Here is a 20,921-nt window from a genome sequence, read left to right on the forward strand (position 1 = left end):
CCTTCCGGTTTATGAACCGGTTTGCATCATGACCGGCGCGTCGCCAGTCTTTTTGTATTCGTTCAGTTTATTTCGTAACGTTCGAATGCTGATGCCTAAAATTTCCGCCGCCCGGGTGCGATTGTTTTGCGTATGCTCAAGCGTTTTGAAAATCAGCTGCTTTTCCATTTCCGCCACAGTCAGCCCGACTTCCATCGTGTTAACGGGCGCCGCCGAATCTCCGACGCTGTTCGAGACGACGTCGGCAGATAAATGTTGAATTTGAATCATCGGCGTTTTGCATAAAACCACAGCGCGCTCCAAACAATTTTGCAGTTGCCGTACGTTGCCCGGCCAGTTATACCGGATTAACGCCTGTTCAACTTCGGGAACGGCCCCGCTGATCTTTTTGTTCATCTGCTGATTGTATTGCTGAATAAAATGATTTGCCAATTCTAAAATGTCGCCTTTTCTCTCTCTCAAGGGCGGGAACTCAATCGTGACGACATTGAGGCGGTAATAGAGGTCCTCACGAAACTCGCCTTTTTCGATGGAATCGTGCAAGTTGCGGTTGGTGGTCGCCATGACCCGTACGTCAACCGAAACCGGCTCGCGTCCGCCCACTTTGTCAACTTCTTTCTCTTGCAAAACGCGCAGCAACTTCGCTTGCAATTTGGGGCTCATTTCCGACACTTCGTCCAGCAAAATTGAGCCGCCGTCAGCCAGGACGAATTTCCCCTCATTCGAGCGGATCGCCCCGGTAAACGAGCCTTTCTCGTGCCCGAACAGTTCGCTTTCGAGCAATTCTTCTGAAATGGCCGCGCAGTTCACTTTGATAAAGCGTTTGTGCCGCCGAGAACTGTGATAATGAATCGCGCCCGCGATCAGTTCTTTACCGGTCCCGCTCTCTCCTTGAATCAAGACGGTGCTGGGGGTCGGCGCGACGGTTTTAATCAATTCAAAAATTTCCTGCATTTTTCCGTCGGAGCCGATGATGGTATCCAACCCATAACGTAGGCCCGCCGCTTCGCGCAGATGTTTGTTTTCCTTTTTAAGATCGGCGACTCCAAGGCATTTATTGATGATGATTTTTAATTCTTCGACGTCAAACGGCTTTTTTAAATAATCAGCGGCGCCCAGTTTCATCGCGGAAACCGCGCTTTCGACGGTGGAGTGCGCCGTTAACATGATCGCTTCAATGCTTTCAGATATCTCTTTGAGTTTGGCCAGCGTTTCGATGCCGTCCATGCCGGGCATTTTTATGTCGCACAATACCAGGTCGGGGACGTCGTCTTGGGCCAGGGCGACGCCTTCTTCGCCGCTGCCCGCCGTACGGACGTCAAACCCTTCGCCTTTGAGCACCCGGAACAGCAAGTTCTGGATGCCCACTTCATCATCAATGACTAACAGTTTCGTTTGCGGCATTATGTTCCCTCAATGGTTTCATCGGCGGCTGGCAAAAATACCCAAAAGCGGGCGCCGTCGCCGATTGTGCTTTCCACTCGAATAAACCCGCCGTGCTCTTCAACAATACGATTGGTTAATGATAGACCTAACCCGGTTCCCGAACTCTTGGTCGTGAAAAACGGGTCAAACAAACGGTCGATGATATTTTTGGGGATCCCCGGGCCGTTGTCAGCGACTTCGGCGACGACAAACGGTTTCAGCGGCGCGTCCGGCGCAAGGCGCTCTTCTTTTTGCGAGAACCGGACTTGAACTGTCCCACCGCTACTCATCGCCTCCGCAGCGTTGACGAACAGGTTGATGAACACCTGTTTGATGCGGTCAACGTCAACCCGAATCGTGGCGCGGGCGTCGCTGTCTGCGATCTCAATTTTAACGCCGGAGTCGTCCAGTTTGTCCGCTAAAAAGGTCGCGACGGATTGCACGGTCTCATGCAGCGTAACCGTTTGCTGTTCAGGAGAAATCGGCTTCGCCATATTGAGCAAATTGTCGGTCAGGCGGCTCAGGCGGTCAATTTCTCGAATCAAATTATCTGAAAATTCCGTGATGAATTCTTCGTCATCTTTATTTGAGGGGAGAATCTGCAAATAGCCGCGAATGGTGGTCAGCGGGTTGCGCATTTCGTGGGCGACGCCCGCCGCCAGTTCGCCCAATGCGGTCAGGCGGTCTTGGCGTCGCGCTTGTTCTTCTAACAGGCGCTCCACGCTGTAGTCTGTGAACAGGCACGTATAGCCAATCGCCTCGCCTTTTCGGTCTAACAGGGGAGAGAAGCGCCCCCGCGCATAGACCGGCTCGCCATGGGTATTGGCGAAATGCAACTCGCAACGCCCCTCTTGAATCGAATGGGCGAGATAGTCGGCGAAGGCCGGCGCGCAAATCGGCAGAAATTCGCGAAAGGATTGTCCTGAGGCGGTGCGCGATTCGATTTCGAATAGGCGTTCTGCTGCGCGATTGCAAGTCAGGATGTTTTCATCTTTATCCAGAGTGATTAAGGCTTCGGTGATGGAATTATAGATATTGTAGGGATCAATCTCACGAAAGCGTTGTTCGAGACGTTCAAAGGCAAGCCGCAGTTTTTCGGTATTTTGGTTATATTGGGCATAGAGTTGCTTGAGCGCGTCTACATCAATAGACCCGCTTTCCACGCCTACGGCTGCATGGTCCTGCAGAAAATCTTGCTTCACATTACCCTCAACCTGGATCGTTCAACCCGTTTGGCTGCAACGGTGAAAACCCGGGAAATTAAAAAAGATCAGTCAGTCTATTTCGTCTTATCAATATAACGCGGCGGTCGGACGTCTAGATTGCTGTAGTACGCCTTCGCGCTTTTTTTTTCTTTTTGCAAGTTCAACAACTGCTGGTTGATTGCGCTCATCTTGTCGCGTATGCCAACCGTGATCTCGTCTTCCAGCCGTTTTAATTCATCAATCAATGCCAGCAGCGCCTCTTTGGCTTCGGCTGCGGGCTTTCGTTCGTCTTCACTGTAGGAGGTATGTACCTCTTCCCAAGACGATTTGATGGGCTGGTGGGTTTCTTCAAGCGCTTGGGCTTGTTGAATCCACTCCCATTTCTCGTTCATCAACCGCGCAATTTGTTCGGTATCTTGTTTTTTTTCTTCAATCAATTCTATTTGCGCTTTTGAGAGCGCAAGAATTTTGTCATAGACCGTTTTTTCTTCTGCAAACGCGCTTTCTAACTGCTTCAGTAGGTCAAGATTTTGCATGGAGTGTTATGGGGAGCCTCCACTCTCGCTAGAAACCATTTTAGACAAAAATACGTATCTCTCGCTGTGAGTATAGGTTATATAAAAAAACCAGTCAAGGAAAAATTTTCCGCTTTTTGGATTTTGTAACATTCTTTCTTCAGCTTGTTACAACCTGCCCAACATCTCGACTGCAACGATCATATATATGCTTCGGCAGCCTGGGAAAAGAGTTGACTTTTCAATGATATTTTCACAGATAATTGTTTACTTGATGATGCATTAAGGCGGTTGATTACTGACCAATGAGACTATTTATAAAATCCTGAATCCCCCCTGCCCCCCTTTCAATAAGGGGGGTGGCGCTGCAAGCGCCGGGGGGATAAAAGTAGAGCAAGTTGAATCCGCGAGTTAGAATTTCTAAGTTTTTCGTTGAAAGCCTTGGCGCGTTGTGAGCGCCTGTGCAAAAGGGCATGAAAGCCCGCACCGAAGCGAATAGAGATGTACCCATGCCTTATATAGTTTTCTGCCTTGGGAATCATGTTTGGATGAGATTTTTTTTCTTGTTTGGAAACGTTTCTCTAATCGTCTCTATCATGCAGCGGTGAGTTCTATTACGATAGTTCAAACCATGAACCAAAATGAAATAGCGAAGACTTGTATGCTCAGTCGGCGCGGAGAATTTCGCGTTGTATTGCTGTATGTCCCGGCGGTGTTGATTTACGGCCTGCTCGCCAATGTCGGGACGCCGGTTCTCGAAGTCATTTGGGACATGGTGTTCTATAAATCCATGGCTTTCAGTTTGCATAATTGGTCGTCGTTTGATTTATCGAAAAACCAATCCGTCCCGCCGCTGTATCCCGCGATTCTCTCGGTCGCCTTTTTCGCCAAAGACTATCTGACGGTCGAATTCATTCAGTCGTGGATCAACCCGGCGTTGTATTTTATCGGATTGTTTCCTCTCTATCGGTTGGCGCGTATGTTTGCCGATCCTGTTGCGGCGCTAACCGCGTGTGTTTTTTATCTGTTTTATCCCGCTGTGGTTTATACCCAATGGTCGATGAGTGAAAACTTGGCGGCGCCGTTGACGCTGTTTCTTTTTTGGGCGGCGGCGGTTTTGTTGCAGGCCGACCGTTCTCGCTGGCTGGTTGCGGTCGGGTTCGCCGTCGTTCTTGCAGCGCTTTGCCTAACGCGCATCCAGGCGTTGTTGTTATGTGGATTCATTGGCGTGTGGGTCCCGTTCCGGTGTTGGAGAACGAAGAAACCTATCGCGCCTCCATTGGTGGGAGCGCTGCTGTCAGGGCTGATCGTGATTGGCGTCTGGTGGGGCTTGGGCTTTTTGGGCGTCGAGCGGAATTCGCCGTTCTATTTTGATCTGGAAAAACCGGACGCGCTTGGCGCGGCGGCGGTCGCATCAAAATTTTTGACCTTACTGGCCGCGCACGGCGCGGCATTATGGGTCGAAGGCGCTTTGTTACTAACGCCGATTTTGTTGGGCGCGTGGCTGGTTTCGATTTTGGTTCCTAAGTGCTTGACGCCGCTTGAGCGTGAATATGCGTTGATGATTGGCTGGGCTTTGTGGTTGATCGTCGGGTTCGTCGCGTTGTATTACATTCTGCGCGCGCCCTATGAAAACTGGTCGATTGGCTTGCGCTATATTTTTTATCTCAATCACGCCGCCTTGCCGTTGGCGGTTGCTTTTTTGGGGCGTTTTCGTTTGTCGAAAGACGACGCTTCCGTCCCCGGCGGCGCATCAATCATTTTCAGCGCGGTCTTTTTGTTTGCAGTATTGATTGCGTCCGGCGTGTTGTGGACGGACGTTTGGCCAGCGCTCGGGGCGCATAAAACCTTCTTTACGAATGCGCCGTCGTTAGATTTTCTTACGCAACTGCGCAATGAAGGGCCTTGGGTCGGCGGCGGAATTTTATTGCTAATCTCAGCGTTGATCGTCACGCTTTGGTTTTCAACGAAGCGTTTTGGGTTGGTGTTGGCGGCAGTGGTCATGCTGTACATTCAGTTCGCGACGTTGGAAGGCGCCATCGGTATCCGCAAGGCCGCCGCCCAAACGTTATGGGGAGAAAGCATCCATTATTTCTGTGATGACATACAACACAACAAATGGGGCGATGTTCCATTATATTGTCAAGAAGAATTCCCGTTCCTGATCCCCAATTTATATTATTGGGTGCAACGCCCCGTCGGGGCAGCGCCTGCTGACGGTTCGGGTATAAATCCTCCCTATGTGTTGCTGACGCCTGGCGAGTGGTCAGAAGGAGAACTGGTATTTGCTCACGGCGGTTTGAAGGCTTACTTTGTTGGATCCTCGCCCAGTGTTTTACCTTAGTGTCTTTTTCGATTGACTGCCTATTCAGAAACAATGGCGTGTAGTGTATTCTTATGGGGCGCAACTATATTTGACTTTTTGGGATTTGTTGAAAGGAAAGAGCATCATGGAAGTGGTGGTTCTTAAAGACTATGACGAAATATGCCAGCAAGCAGCCAAGCAAGTTTCAGAACTTGTGCGGACAAAACCCAATTGCGTCTTAGGGCTTGCCACGGGTAGTACGCCCATCGGCCTCTATCGAGAATTGATCCGTCAATATCGCGACGAGGGCTTGGATTTCTCAAAAATATCCACGTTCAATTTAGATGAATATGTGGGCATTCCCACTTCGCATGAACAATCCTATCACACCTTCATGCACGTGAATCTGTTTGATCAAATCAATATTCAACCCGAACGAATTCATATCCCCAGCGGCAATGCAAACGATGTAAAGGCGTTTTGTAAGTGGTATGAATCTGAAATGAAAAAACTCGACGGAATCGATCTCCAAATTCTCGGCATTGGCCGCGACGGCCATATTGCTTTCAACGAACCCGGCTCTGCGTTGGGGTCGCGCACCCGAATCAAAACATTAACCCGCGAGACCATTGAAGACAACGCGCGCTTTTTTGGCAGCGTTGACGAGGTGCCTCGCTTTGCGATCACGATGGGCGTTGGCACCATCCAAGAAGCCAAACGCGTGATCTTAATGGCGAGCGGCGAGAGCAAGGCCGATATCATCGCCAAAGCAATCGAAGGCCCTATGACCGCCCAAGTGACAGCATCAGTGTTGCAATTGCACCCGGACACCATTGTGTACCTGGATGAAGCGGCGGCGTCTAAACTCGAACGATACGACTACTACAAGTGGGTATACGAAAACAAGCCTGATATGTAAGATACCCTCGACGTAATTTTTATTGCTTGAGGGGCCAACAATGAACAATATCATTCTGTTTGAGGATGAGGGGTGGAAACAATTGCGTCCATTGACTTGGACGCGGCCCGCCTACTTGCTGCGATGCGGCGTAAACCTGTTGTCTGAAAAAGCCGCCCAAGCCTTTCATACAAAAAACGTGTCTTACCACGCCCGGCCTGCTCTACAGAACTGGCTCGCCGCTGAGGGAAAACCCACCTGCATAAACGGCGCCCCAAGCCACGCCGCCCTACTTTTAAATGGACGGGCCGTTTGGTGTTTATCTTTAGCCGAACAGATTACGCAAGGCGATGACGATTGTTGTTTTGTGCAAGACGGCGTCTTGGTTGCCGTCCGGTGTTCTGCGCAACGCGTATCGAAAATTGATTGGGAACAACTGATTTCCATCACAGATTTTTCCGACCTGCCCCAGCGTAAAATCTCGGCGACGGTCATCCAATATCATTGGGACTTAGTCTACGAGAACCCCGCTGAGATCGTGTCCGATATCGCGGCATCAGGAAAATCCGGCGCGCGCGAAGGGACAATTCACCCCGGGGTAACGATTGTCGGCGACCATGCGTTGACCTGCCGCCAGGATTCAGAAATTGACCCTTGCACGTTCATTGATACCCGCAAAGGCCCGGTGTGGCTTGGCGAAGGCGCGAAGGTCATGTCGCACTCGATGCTGCAAGGCCCCTGCGTCATCGGCACCCATTCGATTGTGAAATCGGGGGGCAAAATCTATAGCGGGACCACCTGCGGCGAATGGTGCAAACTCGGCGGCGAAGTCGAACAAAGCATTTTGCTTTCGTATAGCAACAAACAACATGAAGGCTTTCTTGGTCATTCTTACGTCGGCGCCTGGGTTAACATCGCTGCGTCGTCAAATACCAGCGACTTGCGCAACGATTACGCCAACATTATGTGCATCATCGACGGCGAGCGAGTGTCAACCGGGCGCCAGTTTGTCGGCGCTGCGTTTGGAGATCATACCAAAACCGGCATTCAAGCGATGATTAACACAGGCGCGGTCATTGGGGCGTTTTGTAATTTATTTGGTTTAGGATATTCGCCCCGCGAAATTCCATCGTTCGCCTGGGGCGGCCCGGTGGGGTGGTCGGAGCATCGCTTCGATAAAGCCTTGGAGGCGGCGTCGCGTATGATGGAGCGCCGCAGCCAATCGTTGACGCCGGAACTCGAAAAACTCTACCAATCGGTTTATGAACAAACGCGCGATGAGCGAGAGCGAATTTTTCATCAACAGGCGGAGGATTAATTGCTGCGCCGCGCCGGGTTGTGAGTCGGGCGTTTCCAAATAATAATACGTCAATGGTCGGGGCCGCGTAGCCTGGGCTGTTCATTGACCGTTATGCTTAAGAGCCGACGGTTCAATCATGTTGATATGGAGATGTTCGAATGATTCGATTTGGGTTGACGGCAGTAACAGCAATTTTCACCATCCTTCTTTTTGTGGGAGGATGCGCCAATACGCCGTTTAATTCGTTTAATGATGCGACCGACGTCGTCATCATGGACGGCGTGATGCATCCTGTGAACGAGGGCGAAACGGTTAACGCGATCGCCCGCGCGTATGAAGTTTCTCCCCAGTTGTTGGTCCGCGTGAATAGCGTTGATCCAAAAGGCGAATTAAAAGCAGGCAGCCGCTTGTTTATTCCTGGTGCGCAAGACTATAAAATGGTCACGCCTGCTCATCAAACCATTGCCATCGCAGATGCCGTCGCAGACCCGGGTTCCCACTCTGTTATTCAAATCGTTGAACCCACGCCTGCGCCCGTGCCCGAAGTGAAAGACGGATTATGGCACATGGTGAATAAAGGCGAGACGCTGACGGCAATTGCAGACGCCTACGAACTCAAGTCCAGCGAATTACAGCGCGTGAACAACTTGCCCGATGCATCAAAACTACGAGCGGGCCAAGTGCTTTGGGTTCCCGGCGCAAAGCAAGTCGAAGACGTTGAAATTATCAAACGCACTGTAGTAACGCAAGAGCCTGTCAAAGAATTGAATAACAATCCCGTCGTCGATCAGGTTATCAAGCCAGCGCCCACAGCGACGCCGAAACCCGAAGAAGTAGCCAAGGAGCCCGAGCAGGAGTTCCCGCGCAAGGTCAGCGAATTTGCTAACATGCGTTTTCAATGGCCGATCAAAGAGAACTTCCGCATTATTCGTCCATTTAGTTCGTCAACCAGCGCGATGAACGCCGGCGTTGATTTAGGCGCGCCCATCGGCACAGAAATTTCCGCAGCCGCAAAAGGAAAAGTGCAGTTGGTCGGCGGCGTGGCGGACGACCTGGGCGGCAGTTTTGGCAACTTCATCATCATTTATCATGGGAAATATAAGAATGATGATGTGAGAACCATTTATGCGCATAACAGCGAAAATAGGGTGCAAGTCGGCCAAATTGTTGAGCGTGGTCAAATAATTGGTAAAGTGGGCAAGAGCGGAACGCCTCCCGCCAGCGAAGCGGGCGTGTTGCATTTTGAAATTCGCCAAAGCACGACTGCGCTAGACCCGATCCGAATTCTCCCCGCGCTCAATGAATAAAGTGGGGTTGACGGGCAGACAAATATATTGATGATGGCGGCGACTGGAGACCAAAATGAACGAACGGCGCATATTTGAACGAGAAGAAATTCGCATCCCATTCATCTATAGTTTTGATGAAGGCGAGTCTTTGCACAGCGGCGAATGGTTTGAAGCCATTACATTAGACATCGGCCCGGTATTGGTCGGCGGCCTGGCTTTTCACTGTGAGCAGCCCTGTGAAATGGGAAAAAATATTCGCCTTTCATTGTTTATGGATATGGAATTAATGAACACCTGGAAAGACAACCCCGAAGAACATCCCCCCATCTATCATGGCAAAATTTGTCGGATCACTGACGACGACGGCAAGCAGAAACTCGCCGTCGCCTTTAAAGGAATGGAAGAATTGGATTTGGGCGCTGGAGCAATGGGCGGAACGGAGTAATCTACTTCGCTCCATGCAACCAACGATAGCCGTGGATCGCGGTCAACAGGCTTTCGACCAGAATGCTCGATTCATCTTCCACATAGACGTCAACAAACCATTCTTTTCCATCAAATCCTGCGCTTGCCGCCGCTGGTTTTAAATGCGGGGCAAGCGCTTCGATTAACAATTCAAATTGTTCCGTTGCCGCGCCTTGTTCGTTAAGGTGCGCCATTTCAGAGCGCAGAATAAAATCAAACCAGTCGCGTGAAACAGCGGCTTGCGCCTGTGCGGGCGACCGGACTTGCGAGAGCAACTGACGCGCTTCGTTGCTGCGCCGTTTTTTTCCGTCCGGGTCGGTATTTTTATCGCCCATATAATTTCGCGCCGCAACGCTGGAGTCAAACAAATACATGGCTCCATCGCGTTCAAGCGCAATCAACTCGCTCAAAGGCGCCGCGCGCCGTTTGCCCTCTTTGAATTGATAGTGCGTTCCAGGCAAGTTTGCGATTTCAATCTCTTCGGATTGAACACGCGGCGCTTGTTGAAATGTATCAAGCAACGTCCCGTTTGAGTCAAATTCCGGGAACGCAAAGGCCATCGAAGGCGCTCCTTGATAAAACCCAAACACGTTAAATGAAAAAATCTGGTTCGGTTTGGCCATGCTGAAAAAATCCATCATGCCGTTGCTTGCCATGCCGCCTTGTGAACCGCCGGGCTGGTCTTCGCTCATTTGCGCTTCGCGTCGCGCGGCCCGTTTTTTACCTTTGGCTTGCATCTGAAGCGAGGGGGCGGGCGTCTCATTTTTGCCTTGATTACCCTCGGTCGCTTCTAAAACGGCGTCAGGCGCTGGTCGGCGGAACGCGACTTCTAATAGCCCCGCCGGATCGTCGGCGCCGAACGGAAACGCTTGCATGGGCGTCCAGGCGGCTGTCCACGGCGGTGGGATTTCTGCTTGGGCGACTGCGGTGAGCCGGCCTTCGCCGTTGGGCCAATGCAGCACGACGTATGCAGAGTCCGCCCCCAAATGCGAGAGCAACTGCGGCGCCATGCCAGGAACGCCAGGCCCCGGCGGAATGGCGTGCGCAGAGTTTGTGAAGAGCGCAACCGCTGCATGAGGAAAACGGCGCATGGCTTCTTCGTGTATCGCTGGTTTCTCAGTGAGGCCAGGCGGCGCGGGCGTATTGAGAATGCCCGCGAGTTCTTCCGCCGCCATGCTCAGCCAGAGCAATTGTTCCTCTTGTTTGACGGCGAATTTTCCAAACGGCGTTTTGATGAGGTCAATCTGATTCGGCCCGAACGATTTGGTTTCGCGGTCGCTCTCTGGAATGTCTGACAATAACGAATCTAGAGAATCGTTGTCTCCGGTGAACGCCGCGATCCAGGTCATCGGAGCGCCTTCGCGGGGAGGAGGCAAAAAGAACAAGCGCATGGCGTCGCTGGCGCCGGATAAAGCCTGAAATGCTTGGGTGGCGCCAGAGGGCAACGCAGAGAGAAACTCGTTGCCGATGGTTTGTACGGCGTCGTCGTTCCAAAGAGAAGTGAACGCGTCTTTGTGTTCACCGATGCGCTTGAAATCCGCCAACACCCAGAAGACGGACGTGTTGGGCAATATCCGTTCAAGCACCACTTCAGGGGCAGGCGCTTCAGACGTGGGCGCTTGCTGTTCCGCGTTGGTTCCTGCGGCGACAGCGGGGCCGGGGGGCGATGAGGGCGCTGCCGTCAAATGAATCAAGTAGCCGCAGGCCAAGCCGCCGACAAAGAATAATAGGGAAATCAAGATGTGCTTTTTCATTCGAACCGTCCATCTTTTCGTTGCAATTTGAATTTGATTCACAGCGTAACTGTCCGCCTGGCTCATTCGGGCCGTCCGATGCGAACATTTAATTCTTTCATCTGGTTTTGGAACGAATCATAAACATTGATCCGCTCGCGATGCCGTAGAAACACGCGGTCGCGGTCTTCTGCTGTGTTCAAGATATAGGGCGTGATGAACGCCATTAATTCTTTATTGGTTTGTTGTTTCTTTTTTGATTTGAACAGGTAGCCCAAAATGGGAATATGCCTCAGGCCGGGGACGCCGTCTTCAATATCAGAAAAACTGGTGTCAATGACGCCGGAGAGTACGGCGGTTTCTTCGTCGTTTATCATGAGTTCTGTTCTCACGCGGCGGCGGTTAAACGCGGGGATTTCTGAATCGCCGACGCGAAGTTGAAATTGGTTCAGCACCTTGCCCGTTTCTAAATCAACATTGATGGTGACCGTGTCTTCATCATTAATGTGGGGTTGCACCGTTAACACCAAGCCCACGTCATTATAAAGCGTGCTTTGCAGGTTGCCTGCGTTGCCTTGTGAAATGCTGCCCAGCGTGGGAATTCGATCAACCACTTCAACATACGCACTTTGATTATCGCCGGTCAATACATCCGGTCGCGCCAGCACATTGGTCTTATCGCTTTTGGCGAGAAACCCTAAAACCGTTTCAAAACTAGAGCGAGAGATAACCGTTGAGCGGTCTAGGCTGAATTGGTTGAACGACTGGTTCAAATCGAGGTCGGCTTGAATGGGGACGTTGTCGGGCCAGTTGATGCCGAGCTCATTGTTCTTCAAGTCAACAATTTCAATGATCAAAATTTCAACCAACACCTGGCTGATCTCACGGTCGAGTTCTTTGATGATATCTTCGACCAGATCAAAATATTGCGAATTGGTTGTGACCAGAAGCGAGTTGGTGCGCGTTTCTGAAACGATGCGGACGTTGCCGATTAGGTTGCTGACTTCCTGTTCTCCGCCTTGCGACGATTGATTGAGGTACCAATAAAAGCCCCGGTTGCCTTGATTGCTTTGATCTTCTTGAAACAATTGCGTCAATTGCTGCGATAATTCCGCCGCATCAGCGTTTTTGAGTTGAATGACTTTCGTTCCGCCGAATTCCGGCGCCAGACGGTCTAGTTTCTCTACCAGCCGTTCAACGATATCAAATGCGCGCGGCGTTGCTGCGATGACGATGAGCGAATTGGTGTTCGGATCGGCGATGATTTTTACCTTGCCGGTCAAGCCTGTAATACCGGAGGATTGATCGTTTCCAAAATAGAAGTAGTTAGAATTTGAACTTTCTTCTTCAAATAATGCCTCGATCAGATAGGCCAAATCAGAAGCCCGAACATGCTTGACTGGATACACGCGGGGTTCTTCCGCCGACTCGGGCAGCGGTTGGTCTAACTGCTCGACCAGCGCTTCAATCATCGGGAAGTCGCCGGGCTTGGCGGTAATGACCAGGGCGTTTTGCCTTTGGTCTTCGATAATCGAAGTGTCTTTTTGATCGTTGCCGGAAGAATACCAGCGGTAGCGCGAATTTGAATTGCTGTCTTCCTGGTTCAGCAGTTGGTCCAGCATGGGTTTTAAAATGATCGCATCAGCGCTTTCCAGGCGGAAAATTTTGGTGAGTTTCTCATAACTCTCTTTGCTGTCCAAAACTTGAATCAACTTACCGACTTCTAAAACGTCTTCGGGATACGCTGAAACCACGATGGTGTTAGTGCGTGAATCCGCAGAAACGCCGGGCCTGTAGTTACTGGTTTGGCGCCCTTGGGCGAGTTGCGTCAATGTTTGAACAATTTCGGTCGCATCGCCGTTTTTTAGCGTGAAAGTCTGCGTATGTAATTCTTCTGTTTTGCTGGTGTCTAATTTTGTGATGAATTCTTTGACGGCGTCAATCGCTTCGGTCGGCGCAGAAACAATGAGCGAGTTGGTTTGGCGGTCAATGACGACTTCAACCGGCGCTTGCTGGCGGCGCCCGCCGCGACCTTCTATCAATTGCGCTTGAACAATATTGCCTAATAAATCATCGAGATCGCGCCCAATGTCATTAGCGTTCAGGTATTTCAACCGAAACACTTGCACCGACATGTCGCCAATCGCGCTCTCTTTGTCTAACTCACGGATGATGTCTTCCAGCCGTTGGATGTTCGCCGCTGTATCGGTGATGATGAGCGAGCGCGTACGTTCATCCGCGATGACGTTCGCCGTGTCGGGAATCAATGGCGATAGCGATTCTTTCAGAGAAGACGGCGACGCGAAATTCAACTTAATGACCTGATGTTTCATGCGCGAACCCATGGTGTCATCGTCGGCGCCGGATTTTACTTCCAGCCCTTTTTGTTTCGCGCCCGACACGGTCATCACGATAATCATTTCGTCATATTCAATGAAGGTGATGCCTTTGAGAAGAAACGCTTGGTCGATGATTTCCATCGCTTGTACGGCGGTGACTTCATTGGGGTTGATAATATTGATCTGGCCTTGTACGTCGTCGCTTTTGAGGACGACCTTCTTGCTCAAGTCGCTGATGAATTTCAACACTTGCTCGATCGGGGCGTTGTTAAAATTCAGGCTGAACTTTTCTGGTTCGCCTTCATCGCTTCCATCCACCGGCTGGGCGGATTTTCCGTTCGGTGAAATCACGCTGAACATCCCTTTTACGGTATCCGCCAGAATGCTGCCCAAACCTTTGGCGGATTCGCTGCTCGTCTCTTCGCTGCTTTCTTGCGCGAAGGGTTGCAGGGTGGGCGCTGCGATGAACAACAACAGGCTCCCCAAAATTAGTGTGATATAGATCGAGCGTTTCATAGTCCCACTCCTTAGAATTTTCGTATTGTGATTATATTGAATTGACAATCCCTCAGCCTCCCTGGCCCATGCGTCTCATCATTCGTTCGCGAACCTGGGGCGGCGCGTTTTCCAGCATTTGACGTCGTTGCTCTGGTGGCATGTTGCGCATTGCTTCACGCATGCCCGCACCGCCTCCACCGCCCATTTGCATGGCTGGCATTGGCGATGACATATCGCCGCCGGGCATTGGCGGGCGCTGTGACTTCCTTCCCGAACGATTGTTGACCGGACGGCCGCCACCGCCGCCGTTTTGTCCGGTGAACATTTCAAACATGCGTGGTTGGTCTTCGCCTTCAATCTCAATGGTCACACTGAACGATTCGATTGAGACTAAGGTCGCGTTGCCGATTCGGCCTCCAACCGCGACGGGCTGTCCGTTAATCACGGCTTTGTCGAGATAAATCGCGGTCAACATAAATTTGGGTTCCTGAAAACGAAAAATATCTTTTTCGGGTTTTCGCGGTTGCCCGCCGCCCTGATTGCTCGGCCCCATTTGTGGATTCGGCGCCTGTTCTTCGTTTTTATTTTCTTTTGAATCGCTTGACTCGGCTTGTGCGATGAGCCGGTCGACATGGCGCAATTCCAATAGGCGATACAATGTTCCGCCAATTTGAAATACCAGCACGGCGCCCAGCAGGGCATAGACGATTTGCTGCCAATAGGCGCGTAGGTAACCGATGGCGCGTTCACGGAGTTGGTAATTCATGCGCCGCCTCCTTGCCGCAGGTTTGTCGGCGCGTTGTTTTCAAAACGGGTGTTCAGCAAGTACGTGGTCAATTTGAGTTGCACTTGCAAGTTCGGTTGATTGGCGTCTTTCAGCGACGCCTTTAAGTTAGACGGTTGCAACAAAATTTCTGATTTAGAAAAATTGTCCAACAATTGAATCAACTGTGGGTATTGGCATTCCAGTGAAAGGTTCGCTTCCAGTTGCGGCAGCGGCTTTGCGCGCTTGTTGATGGTGCTCGAATAATTTTTGACTTGGACGCCGCTTTGCCCGGCGACTTTTTCAATTTCTGCATATAACTGGCTAACATCTTTTTCGCTGATGAAACGTCCGGTTTCATTGCCGATCTTTTTTCGCCAGTTCATGTTTTTCGCTTTCTGATCTTCGACGGTCGCCATCTGTTCGAAGAGCGTATCAAAGCGGTCCGCCGTGGCGGAAGACACTTCCATGTCGTTGCTCGACATGACGTTCATCAAAATGTACGCAACGCCGATCACGGCGATGCAGCCTGTGATGAGCGCCATGCGTTTTTCCCGTTTTGAAAGGGAAGCCATAATCTGCTCCTATGCCCCCGGAACCAATTTGCCGGTTAGATAAATCACGATGCCTTCTTTTTCCATCACGGCGCGGTCAGAGACCACGTCTCGAAAGTACTTGCTTGCGTTTAATTGTTCGATGATTTTCAATACGTTTTGATTGTTTCCGCCCACCAATGACAAGACGACGCCGTCTTTGTCGTCGAACGATAAATTCTTGATGAGCAATTTTTTTTCAGACGAAAGCGTTTCCGACAAAAAGAGCAGCACGTCCGCCATCGCGACGCGGCGTTGCGCCATGGCGCGCAATCCCGTCTCTTCGTTTTGCAGGTGGGTCGCAAGTTTCAGCAGGCTTTTGCCTTCGCTGAGGCGCGCATCGACTGCGCTGTTAAACCATAAGGCGCTTGCGATCCACAAGACAATCGCGGCGGCGGTTATAACGCCTGCATTGCGAATAAACGCCCGCGACGGTTGCGCTGCTTCCCAGATTCGCGCGCCCCAGACGGTTTCTTCCTTCTCATCGAGCAGATTGACGCCTGACAACCCGGCGCACAAACGCGCATAGGCAATCGCTAACAATGGAAGGTGGTCATTACAGGGTTGGGCGGTTTTGCATTCAAAACTCGAAGCCATGTCGTTTGCGCTAAGCCGATATAATGTTAATGAATGTTGCGTCGCGAGCGATTCAAGCGCATCTCCAGGCTGATCGTCAAATCCTGCAATGATGAGCGAACGAATCTCGCCTGCGATCAATCGTTCCGAAACATACGCCAGCGTGCGTTCGATTTCTTGCGCGAGACGCTGTTGAATATCTGTATCGCCTGCTTCAGTTGATGTGGACAGATTGACCGTTCGCGTATAGTAGACCGCGTTGGAATCCGCTGCGGCGATTTCGGCGCGGTCGCCTTCTTGCATCACGAGAAGGGCGGGTTGACGCAGCAGCCCCGCTTCGGATTGCAGCGCATACTCATAAAACGCCCAGATGCTCGGCGTGATTTGCGAAATGGGGATGCGGTTGGCGGGCCAATCCGCCGCCCAGTCGTTGAGGATCGATTTTCGCGCGGCGATCCAAAGTAGTTTGGGGCTGGTCGTCGTACGCTTGCTGGAGACCCAATAATCCCAGGCAATGTCTTCAATCGGTACCTGCAACGCTTCCGACACTTCAAACGCAACCAAGTCGCGCAGGTTGTCATCGTCGGCGGGCGGCGCATCAATGGTGCGCGCCGTTAAGCGGTGGGAGGGCGCCGCCAGCACGGCTTCATAACTGACCCAGATTCCCGCTTGCAGTTGCCTGGCGACCAACTCGATTGCGCTCTGCAGCGTGAGGTCTTCGCCGTCGATGTGTAACGGTTGTACGCCCGCGCCCAGCAGTTGCACTTTGTTTGCGTCGCGTGACGCTTCGATCCAAACGAGCCGGTCGTCGAGTCGCTGAAATAAAATTAAGTGATTCACGGATGCGCTCATCGCACCACCTTCCAATATATAAATTGTGGAGGTTCCGCGTTGCGGTCAAATATTGCGAACACCTGTTTGTAGGCGTTGTTTGCCTGAATGTATCCTGTCGAACGCATCGAAAAGACGGACGATTTGGTGCAGGCGATCTCGGTCATGCGCGCGAATTGTTGTTCGCTCACGCCCTGCACGTCAAGCAGTTCGCCCAGCGATTCAAGCGGCCCGTCGCTGGACTCGCGGTATTCAATGATGGTTTCGACGATTTCTTCATTTTGCGGGAAGAAGCATTTCAACACTTCACGCGGCGCCGTATTGAGGTTCACGAGGCCAAATAATTTCTCATCATCCGTCGTCGTGATGCGGTCTGCTACGTCGCGCATTTTTTCTTTACTGAGGATGCGTTGATTGTTGTTATTATTTCGCCCGCCGCCGTTGTTATTGTTTTGCTGGCGCGAAATTAAATCGCCGATACGGGTATATTCATTTCCGTCGCGGCCTTGAATGATTTGGTTGATTTCTTCATCGCTGAGAACGTCGCTCAATTCTTCTTTCATCTCATCTTCATTCGCGCTATTGATGTTGATGCGCGATAGGCCGTCGCCGCTTTCATTTTTTTCATACGAATAAACGGTCAGATAATGGATCCAGCCCAGATTGAGTTCGTCGTTTCCATCGTCGATGGGGAACGAACTTTCGCCGTCGTTTTCATTGAGGTCAAGCAAGCCGTTTGAATTAATGTCTTCGCCGTAAAGCACTTCAACAGAAACGCCCCGCACCAACATGAGTTCGCCCAAAGTGTCGAACTGTCCGTTCTTGGGCTGGTAGGGTTCTTCGAGCGATTGGTAATAATCAATTTCCGCCCCGAAAGTGCGTTGTTCGTCATTCTCATCCCGCCAATCTAGAATTGCGTCGGCGAGTTCTTCGGTTGCGTATGGCAGCGCCAAGATCATATCGCGGGTTGCGGTATTAATGTTGAGTTTGGAGCATTCATCCACACATCCATACGCCGTCGATCCTGGAGTTGAAAAATCAGGATGCTCAACCCGGTAAACGCCGTCGCCCAGGGTTGCGTCGAAAAACGCATCGGCGCTATTGCTCCAGGTTTCGTTGAGTGAATCGAAGGTGGTGAGTTCGTAATCGTCAATCAGTTCCGCCACGGCGCGGTAGACGCCCGCCTCGGCGAGCATCTCGGCCTGCAGGGCGTCGTTTAAGTTTTTATTGATTTTGACCGCAAGGCGCGATTCCCTCGAGAACAGCATGGTGAACGTCCCCATGACGGTGACGATCCATAGTACCACGATCAGCGCGATGCCGCGTTCGGAGGCCCTCATCGTTCGCCTCCTGGTTCGTCGCTTGTGCTGGACGTTCCGCCGCCTTCAGATGCGCCCCGGCTCAAGGTCAGCCAGATGGTGGTATTGTGTTGAGTGAGCAATTCCGGCGTTGGTTCTTGTTCAAGTTCATTGGGTCGATAAAACCCCAGATTAATATTGACCGCAATCGGCAGGTCGGCTTCGGAATTCCATTCCGGCCACCACATCAGGCCGTCATAATATTCATAATTGATCGATATGATGTGCGGCCCCAGCAGCGAAATTTCGCCGCCGCTGAACGGGTCGTCGTCGGGCGTGGCGTCGTATCGGCGCACCAGCCAGCGCTCGGGGGTCGAGTCGTCGAGGTCGATGAAATACTGCACCTCGGCGAGGTCGCTGGTTCCTTCGCCAATTTCGATGGGATTATTCACCATGCTGATAAAGGTCAGCGTGTCGGCGTCGAATTGGCCGTTCTGTTCATCCATGCCGACGAAGCGGGTTACGTCTCCATGCGGCGAGATGAAAGTGGAAGCCAGGTCGGTGCGCATCCGGGTGAAGATCATATTGGCGATTTCTGCATCGGAGGTTTTTCCGCCGCGAATTTTATAGGCGCTTAGCACAACCGAGAGCGAAAAGAACGCGCCCGACAACACCAGCGAAGTGATGGTGGTCGCAACTAACAACTCAATTAACGTAAACGCCGGAGACCGCATCATGCTTCGCTTTCCTCCGCCGTTGTTGTGGTTGTGGCCATATAGTAATGATAGGTCGTGCAGGTGCGCGCGTATTCTTTGTCGCCGCGAATCCAGTCAATCGTCATCTCGACCAGATAAAAATTGGTGTAGTTGGTCGGGGTGTAGACGGCGCTCCAACTGAAGCCGGGATGGTTGGTGAACGTGCCCTGGTTGGCGTCGAGCGGCGACAGCATATTGGCGCGGACATGGGTGCGCAGTTCAGTCATCATGGAGGTGGAAATTGCATAGTCTTCCGCCACCCGGCTGGCGACCAGTGAGGCGGAGAACGTGGTGAGGATGCTGGCGATGGCAATGCCCATAATGGTCATCGCGGCCAGCGCTTCCACCAGAGAGAACGAGTTTTCCGCTCGTCGCTTAGTCCTCATACAGCGTCTCCACTTTGTGGTCCCAAATCAATACTTGCCCGGTCAGCCCGACCACGCCGACGGTGTAGACGCGCTGGGTCTCGTCCACCAAGGTAAGCAGCGCGTCGGAAGTTGAACCGTTGGGCGAAAACAAGAGTTCATTTTCTTCCAACCCGCCGTATAGGCTTTGCTTTTCAAATGACGCAATCTTGATGGTCGCCGGTTCGCGCAATTGTTTTGGAGAAGGGAAGGGCGTGCGTTGTTCTTCAAAAATGCCGGGTTGCATAAACGGGTCGATTTCAATCGAAAACAAAATACCGCCTGCTTCAGAATCAAACAGGATTTTCGTTTGTGCGCTGCGCTGGATGGCTTCGCTTCGGGCGTAACGTATGATGTTGCCAATGGCCTGCGAAGCGTTTTTGAGTTCCTGCGACGTCAACACGTTACGGAACGAAGGGATCGCCATGCCCATCATGATGCCCATGAGGGTAATGACCATTACCAGTTCCATTAAGGTAAAACCGTGTTGTGCGCGCGCGTGTTTATTCTTCATTGAATCATTTCACTGATATTCATAATTGGCAGCAGGAACGCAAACAGAACGCTGCCGACGCCTAGCGCCATCAAGATGATGACGATGGGTTCAAATAAGGTAATAAACCGTTTAATGGCTTGTTCAACTTCGGCGTCGAAGGTGTCGGCGACTTGAAACAACATCTCGTCCAGGCTGCCCGACTGCTCGCCGACCGCGATCAGGTTGGTTACCATCGGCGGGAAAAATCCCGTCTGCTTCAACGGCGTTGACAGGCCTTCGCCGCGTTTGACTTTTTCGCACACCTCTTGAAGCGCTTTCGACAGAATGCTGCTACTGGTGGTGGAGACCACCAGATTGAGCGCACTCAAAACAGGGATGCCGCTTTTGACGAGAGTTCCCATGGTGCGGGAGAAGCGGGCGATTTGCGCTTTCACCATCATGCTGCCGAGTAATGGGAAATTCTCTTTGAGGCGGTCGTAGTTTTCGCGTCCGGCGTCAGTATCGACGTAGCGGCGCAGCGCATAGCCGGTTCCAAGCATAACAATTAACGCAAGCCATCCCCAGCGCAGCACCCAATCGCTCAGCCCGATCAACGCCGCCGTCAGAAATGGCAGTTTCGAGCCGAAGTCGGCGAACACCGCGCCCAGGCGGGGAATCACAAATGTAACCAGTACGCCGATGGAGCCGATACCGACCATGACCACCAGCGTGGGGTAGGCCAGCGCGGTCATAATGCTTGACCGCAACGCTTGTTCTTTTTCCATAAACGTGGCGAGCTGTTTGAGGACAATTTCTAACACGCCGCCCGATTCGCCGACGCGGATCATGCTGCAATACAATTCGGGAAATTGGCGTGGGTATTTTGCCAACGCGTCCGACAAGCTGGCCCCGCCGTGAATATCTTCACGAACGTCATGTAGAATTGCGCTCATGGCGGCGCTTTCGGTTTGTTCTTCTAAGATCGAAAGCGCTTGCGAGAGGACGATGCCTGCGCGTAACAACGCCGCGAGCTGCGCCGTGAAAACCTGGATGTCATTTTGTTTGACCCGGCCCCGCCTGGGCGCAGACGTCGATGCAACTTTCGGCCCCGTTTTGGATTGTTCGACGACCTCAATCGGGCGGACGCCCTGGGTGCGCAATTGCGCGACGGCGTCGTTGCGTTCAGGCGCAGAGAGGCTGCCGTTTACCGGACGGCCTTCAGCAGTCAATGCGCGATAGCGATACAGCGGCATG

At 51.9% G+C, this 20,921-nt stretch carries 18 protein-coding genes; 5 read left to right on the top strand and 13 right to left on the bottom strand.

Translation table 11 applies throughout. The features are described from left to right. Positions 1-9: 9 nt before the first annotated feature. From P9L94_15735 to P9L94_15745, 3 genes are all read right to left on the bottom strand, one after another. Complete coding sequence (locus tag P9L94_15735; GenBank protein ID MDP8245536.1) at positions 10-1,404, bottom strand: sigma-54 dependent transcriptional regulator; 1,395 nt, start codon at positions 1,402-1,404, stop codon at positions 10-12. Then, on the bottom strand, positions 1,404-2,627 hold the full coding sequence (locus P9L94_15740) for an ATP-binding protein (protein MDP8245537.1): 1,224 nt from the start codon (positions 2,625-2,627) through the stop codon (positions 1,404-1,406). Before P9L94_15740 ends, P9L94_15735 begins: the two co-directional genes overlap by 1 nt. 77 nt (positions 2,628-2,704) lie before the next feature. Next, positions 2,705-3,166: a hypothetical protein gene (locus tag P9L94_15745; GenBank protein ID MDP8245538.1), complete on the bottom strand. Its 462-nt coding sequence runs from the start codon at positions 3,164-3,166 to the stop codon at positions 2,705-2,707. 610 nt (positions 3,167-3,776) lie between these two features. On the opposite strand from P9L94_15745, the gene P9L94_15750 reads away from it, so the two are divergent. The 5 genes from P9L94_15750 to P9L94_15770 all read left to right on the top strand — a co-directional run bounded on the left by P9L94_15750 (position 3,777) and on the right by P9L94_15770 (position 9,382). Then, positions 3,777-5,489: a hypothetical protein gene (locus tag P9L94_15750; GenBank protein MDP8245539.1), complete on the top strand. Its 1,713-nt coding sequence runs from the start codon at positions 3,777-3,779 to the stop codon at positions 5,487-5,489. Positions 5,490-5,595: 106 nt separating this feature from the next. Further along, positions 5,596-6,369: a glucosamine-6-phosphate deaminase gene (gene nagB, locus P9L94_15755; protein ID MDP8245540.1), complete on the top strand. Its 774-nt coding sequence runs from the start codon at positions 5,596-5,598 to the stop codon at positions 6,367-6,369. A gap of 40 nt (positions 6,370-6,409) precedes the next feature. Continuing rightward, on the top strand, positions 6,410-7,666 hold the full coding sequence (locus P9L94_15760) for a putative sugar nucleotidyl transferase (protein ID MDP8245541.1): 1,257 nt from the start codon (positions 6,410-6,412) through the stop codon (positions 7,664-7,666). Between the two features lie 140 nt (positions 7,667-7,806). Further along, the gene (locus tag P9L94_15765; protein ID MDP8245542.1) at positions 7,807-8,955 is read left to right on the top strand and encodes a LysM peptidoglycan-binding domain-containing M23 family metallopeptidase; all 1,149 of its coding nucleotides are present in this window, start codon (positions 7,807-7,809) and stop codon (positions 8,953-8,955) included. 55 nt (positions 8,956-9,010) lie between these two features. Beyond that, positions 9,011-9,382, top strand: coding sequence for a PilZ domain-containing protein (locus P9L94_15770; GenBank protein MDP8245543.1), 372 nt, complete (start codon positions 9,011-9,013; stop codon positions 9,380-9,382). A gap of 1 nt (position 9,383) precedes the next feature. Here P9L94_15770 and P9L94_15775 read toward each other — a convergent pair whose 3' ends face one another. The 10 genes from P9L94_15775 to P9L94_15820 form a co-directional block, all read right to left on the bottom strand. After that, positions 9,384-11,156, bottom strand: a complete 1,773-nt coding sequence (locus P9L94_15775; protein ID MDP8245544.1) for a hypothetical protein — start codon at positions 11,154-11,156, stop codon at positions 9,384-9,386. 62 nt (positions 11,157-11,218) lie between these two features. Continuing rightward, a complete protein-coding gene (locus tag P9L94_15780) occupies positions 11,219-13,990 on the bottom strand; it encodes a secretin N-terminal domain-containing protein (protein ID MDP8245545.1) in 2,772 nt (923 codons plus the stop codon). Positions 13,991-14,042: 52 nt separating this feature from the next. Beyond that, positions 14,043-14,738, bottom strand: coding sequence for a hypothetical protein (locus tag P9L94_15785; protein MDP8245546.1), 696 nt, complete (start codon positions 14,736-14,738; stop codon positions 14,043-14,045). After that, complete coding sequence (locus P9L94_15790) at positions 14,735-15,310, bottom strand: GspMb/PilO family protein (GenBank protein MDP8245547.1); 576 nt, start codon at positions 15,308-15,310, stop codon at positions 14,735-14,737. The genes P9L94_15785 and P9L94_15790 overlap by 4 nt, the downstream gene beginning before the upstream one ends. Positions 15,311-15,319: 9 nt before the next feature. Beyond that, on the bottom strand, positions 15,320-16,756 hold the full coding sequence (locus P9L94_15795) for a hypothetical protein (GenBank protein ID MDP8245548.1): 1,437 nt from the start codon (positions 16,754-16,756) through the stop codon (positions 15,320-15,322). After that, positions 16,753-18,075 carry a type II secretion system protein GspK gene (locus P9L94_15800; GenBank protein ID MDP8245549.1) on the bottom strand — a complete coding sequence of 441 codons (1,323 nt, stop codon included), beginning with the start codon at positions 18,073-18,075 and terminating at the stop codon, positions 16,753-16,755. Before P9L94_15800 ends, P9L94_15795 begins: the two co-directional genes overlap by 4 nt. Further along, positions 18,072-18,770, bottom strand: coding sequence for a prepilin-type N-terminal cleavage/methylation domain-containing protein (locus P9L94_15805; protein ID MDP8245550.1), 699 nt, complete (start codon positions 18,768-18,770; stop codon positions 18,072-18,074). Before P9L94_15805 ends, P9L94_15800 begins: the two co-directional genes overlap by 4 nt. Then, complete coding sequence (locus P9L94_15810) at positions 18,767-19,174, bottom strand: type II secretion system protein (protein ID MDP8245551.1); 408 nt, start codon at positions 19,172-19,174, stop codon at positions 18,767-18,769. Before P9L94_15810 ends, P9L94_15805 begins: the two co-directional genes overlap by 4 nt. Next, on the bottom strand, positions 19,164-19,706 hold the full coding sequence (locus tag P9L94_15815; protein ID MDP8245552.1) for a prepilin-type N-terminal cleavage/methylation domain-containing protein: 543 nt from the start codon (positions 19,704-19,706) through the stop codon (positions 19,164-19,166). Before P9L94_15815 ends, P9L94_15810 begins: the two co-directional genes overlap by 11 nt. After that, positions 19,703-20,920 (bottom strand): type II secretion system F family protein, encoded by a 1,218-nt coding sequence (locus P9L94_15820; protein ID MDP8245553.1) that lies wholly within the window; start codon positions 20,918-20,920, stop codon positions 19,703-19,705. The genes P9L94_15815 and P9L94_15820 overlap by 4 nt, the downstream gene beginning before the upstream one ends. Position 20,921 lies beyond the last annotated feature (1 nt).

The organism is Candidatus Hinthialibacter antarcticus, assembly GCA_030765645.1.
Classification (GTDB): domain Bacteria; phylum Hinthialibacterota; class Hinthialibacteria; order Hinthialibacterales; family Hinthialibacteraceae; genus Hinthialibacter; species Hinthialibacter antarcticus.

What these genes read in the sequence shown, in the direction of transcription:
- P9L94_15735 (MDP8245536.1), bottom strand. Translation starts at nt 1,404, where the DNA reads ATGCCGCAAACGAAACTGTTAGTCATTGATGATGAAGTGGGCATCCAG.
- P9L94_15745 (MDP8245538.1), bottom strand. Translation starts at nt 3,166, where the DNA reads ATGCAAAATCTTGACCTACTGAAGCAGTTAGAAAGCGCGTTTGCAGAA.
- P9L94_15750 (MDP8245539.1), top strand. Translation starts at nt 3,777, where the DNA reads ATGAACCAAAATGAAATAGCGAAGACTTGTATGCTCAGTCGGCGCGGA.
- nagB (MDP8245540.1), top strand. Translation starts at nt 5,596, where the DNA reads ATGGAAGTGGTGGTTCTTAAAGACTATGACGAAATATGCCAGCAAGCA.
- P9L94_15760 (MDP8245541.1), top strand. Translation starts at nt 6,410, where the DNA reads ATGAACAATATCATTCTGTTTGAGGATGAGGGGTGGAAACAATTGCGT.
- P9L94_15765 (MDP8245542.1), top strand. Translation starts at nt 7,807, where the DNA reads ATGATTCGATTTGGGTTGACGGCAGTAACAGCAATTTTCACCATCCTT.
- P9L94_15770 (MDP8245543.1), top strand. Translation starts at nt 9,011, where the DNA reads ATGAACGAACGGCGCATATTTGAACGAGAAGAAATTCGCATCCCATTC.
- P9L94_15775 (MDP8245544.1), bottom strand. Translation starts at nt 11,156, where the DNA reads ATGAAAAAGCACATCTTGATTTCCCTATTATTCTTTGTCGGCGGCTTG.
- P9L94_15780 (MDP8245545.1), bottom strand. Translation starts at nt 13,990, where the DNA reads ATGAAACGCTCGATCTATATCACACTAATTTTGGGGAGCCTGTTGTTG.
- P9L94_15785 (MDP8245546.1), bottom strand. Translation starts at nt 14,738, where the DNA reads ATGAATTACCAACTCCGTGAACGCGCCATCGGTTACCTACGCGCCTAT.
- P9L94_15790 (MDP8245547.1), bottom strand. Translation starts at nt 15,310, where the DNA reads ATGGCTTCCCTTTCAAAACGGGAAAAACGCATGGCGCTCATCACAGGC.
- P9L94_15795 (MDP8245548.1), bottom strand. Translation starts at nt 16,756, where the DNA reads ATGAGCGCATCCGTGAATCACTTAATTTTATTTCAGCGACTCGACGAC.
- P9L94_15800 (MDP8245549.1), bottom strand. Translation starts at nt 18,075, where the DNA reads ATGAGGGCCTCCGAACGCGGCATCGCGCTGATCGTGGTACTATGGATC.
- P9L94_15805 (MDP8245550.1), bottom strand. Translation starts at nt 18,770, where the DNA reads ATGATGCGGTCTCCGGCGTTTACGTTAATTGAGTTGTTAGTTGCGACC.
- P9L94_15810 (MDP8245551.1), bottom strand. Translation starts at nt 19,174, where the DNA reads ATGAGGACTAAGCGACGAGCGGAAAACTCGTTCTCTCTGGTGGAAGCG.
- P9L94_15815 (MDP8245552.1), bottom strand. Translation starts at nt 19,706, where the DNA reads ATGAAGAATAAACACGCGCGCGCACAACACGGTTTTACCTTAATGGAA.
- P9L94_15820 (MDP8245553.1), bottom strand. Translation starts at nt 20,920, where the DNA reads ATGCCGCTGTATCGCTATCGCGCATTGACTGCTGAAGGCCGTCCGGTA.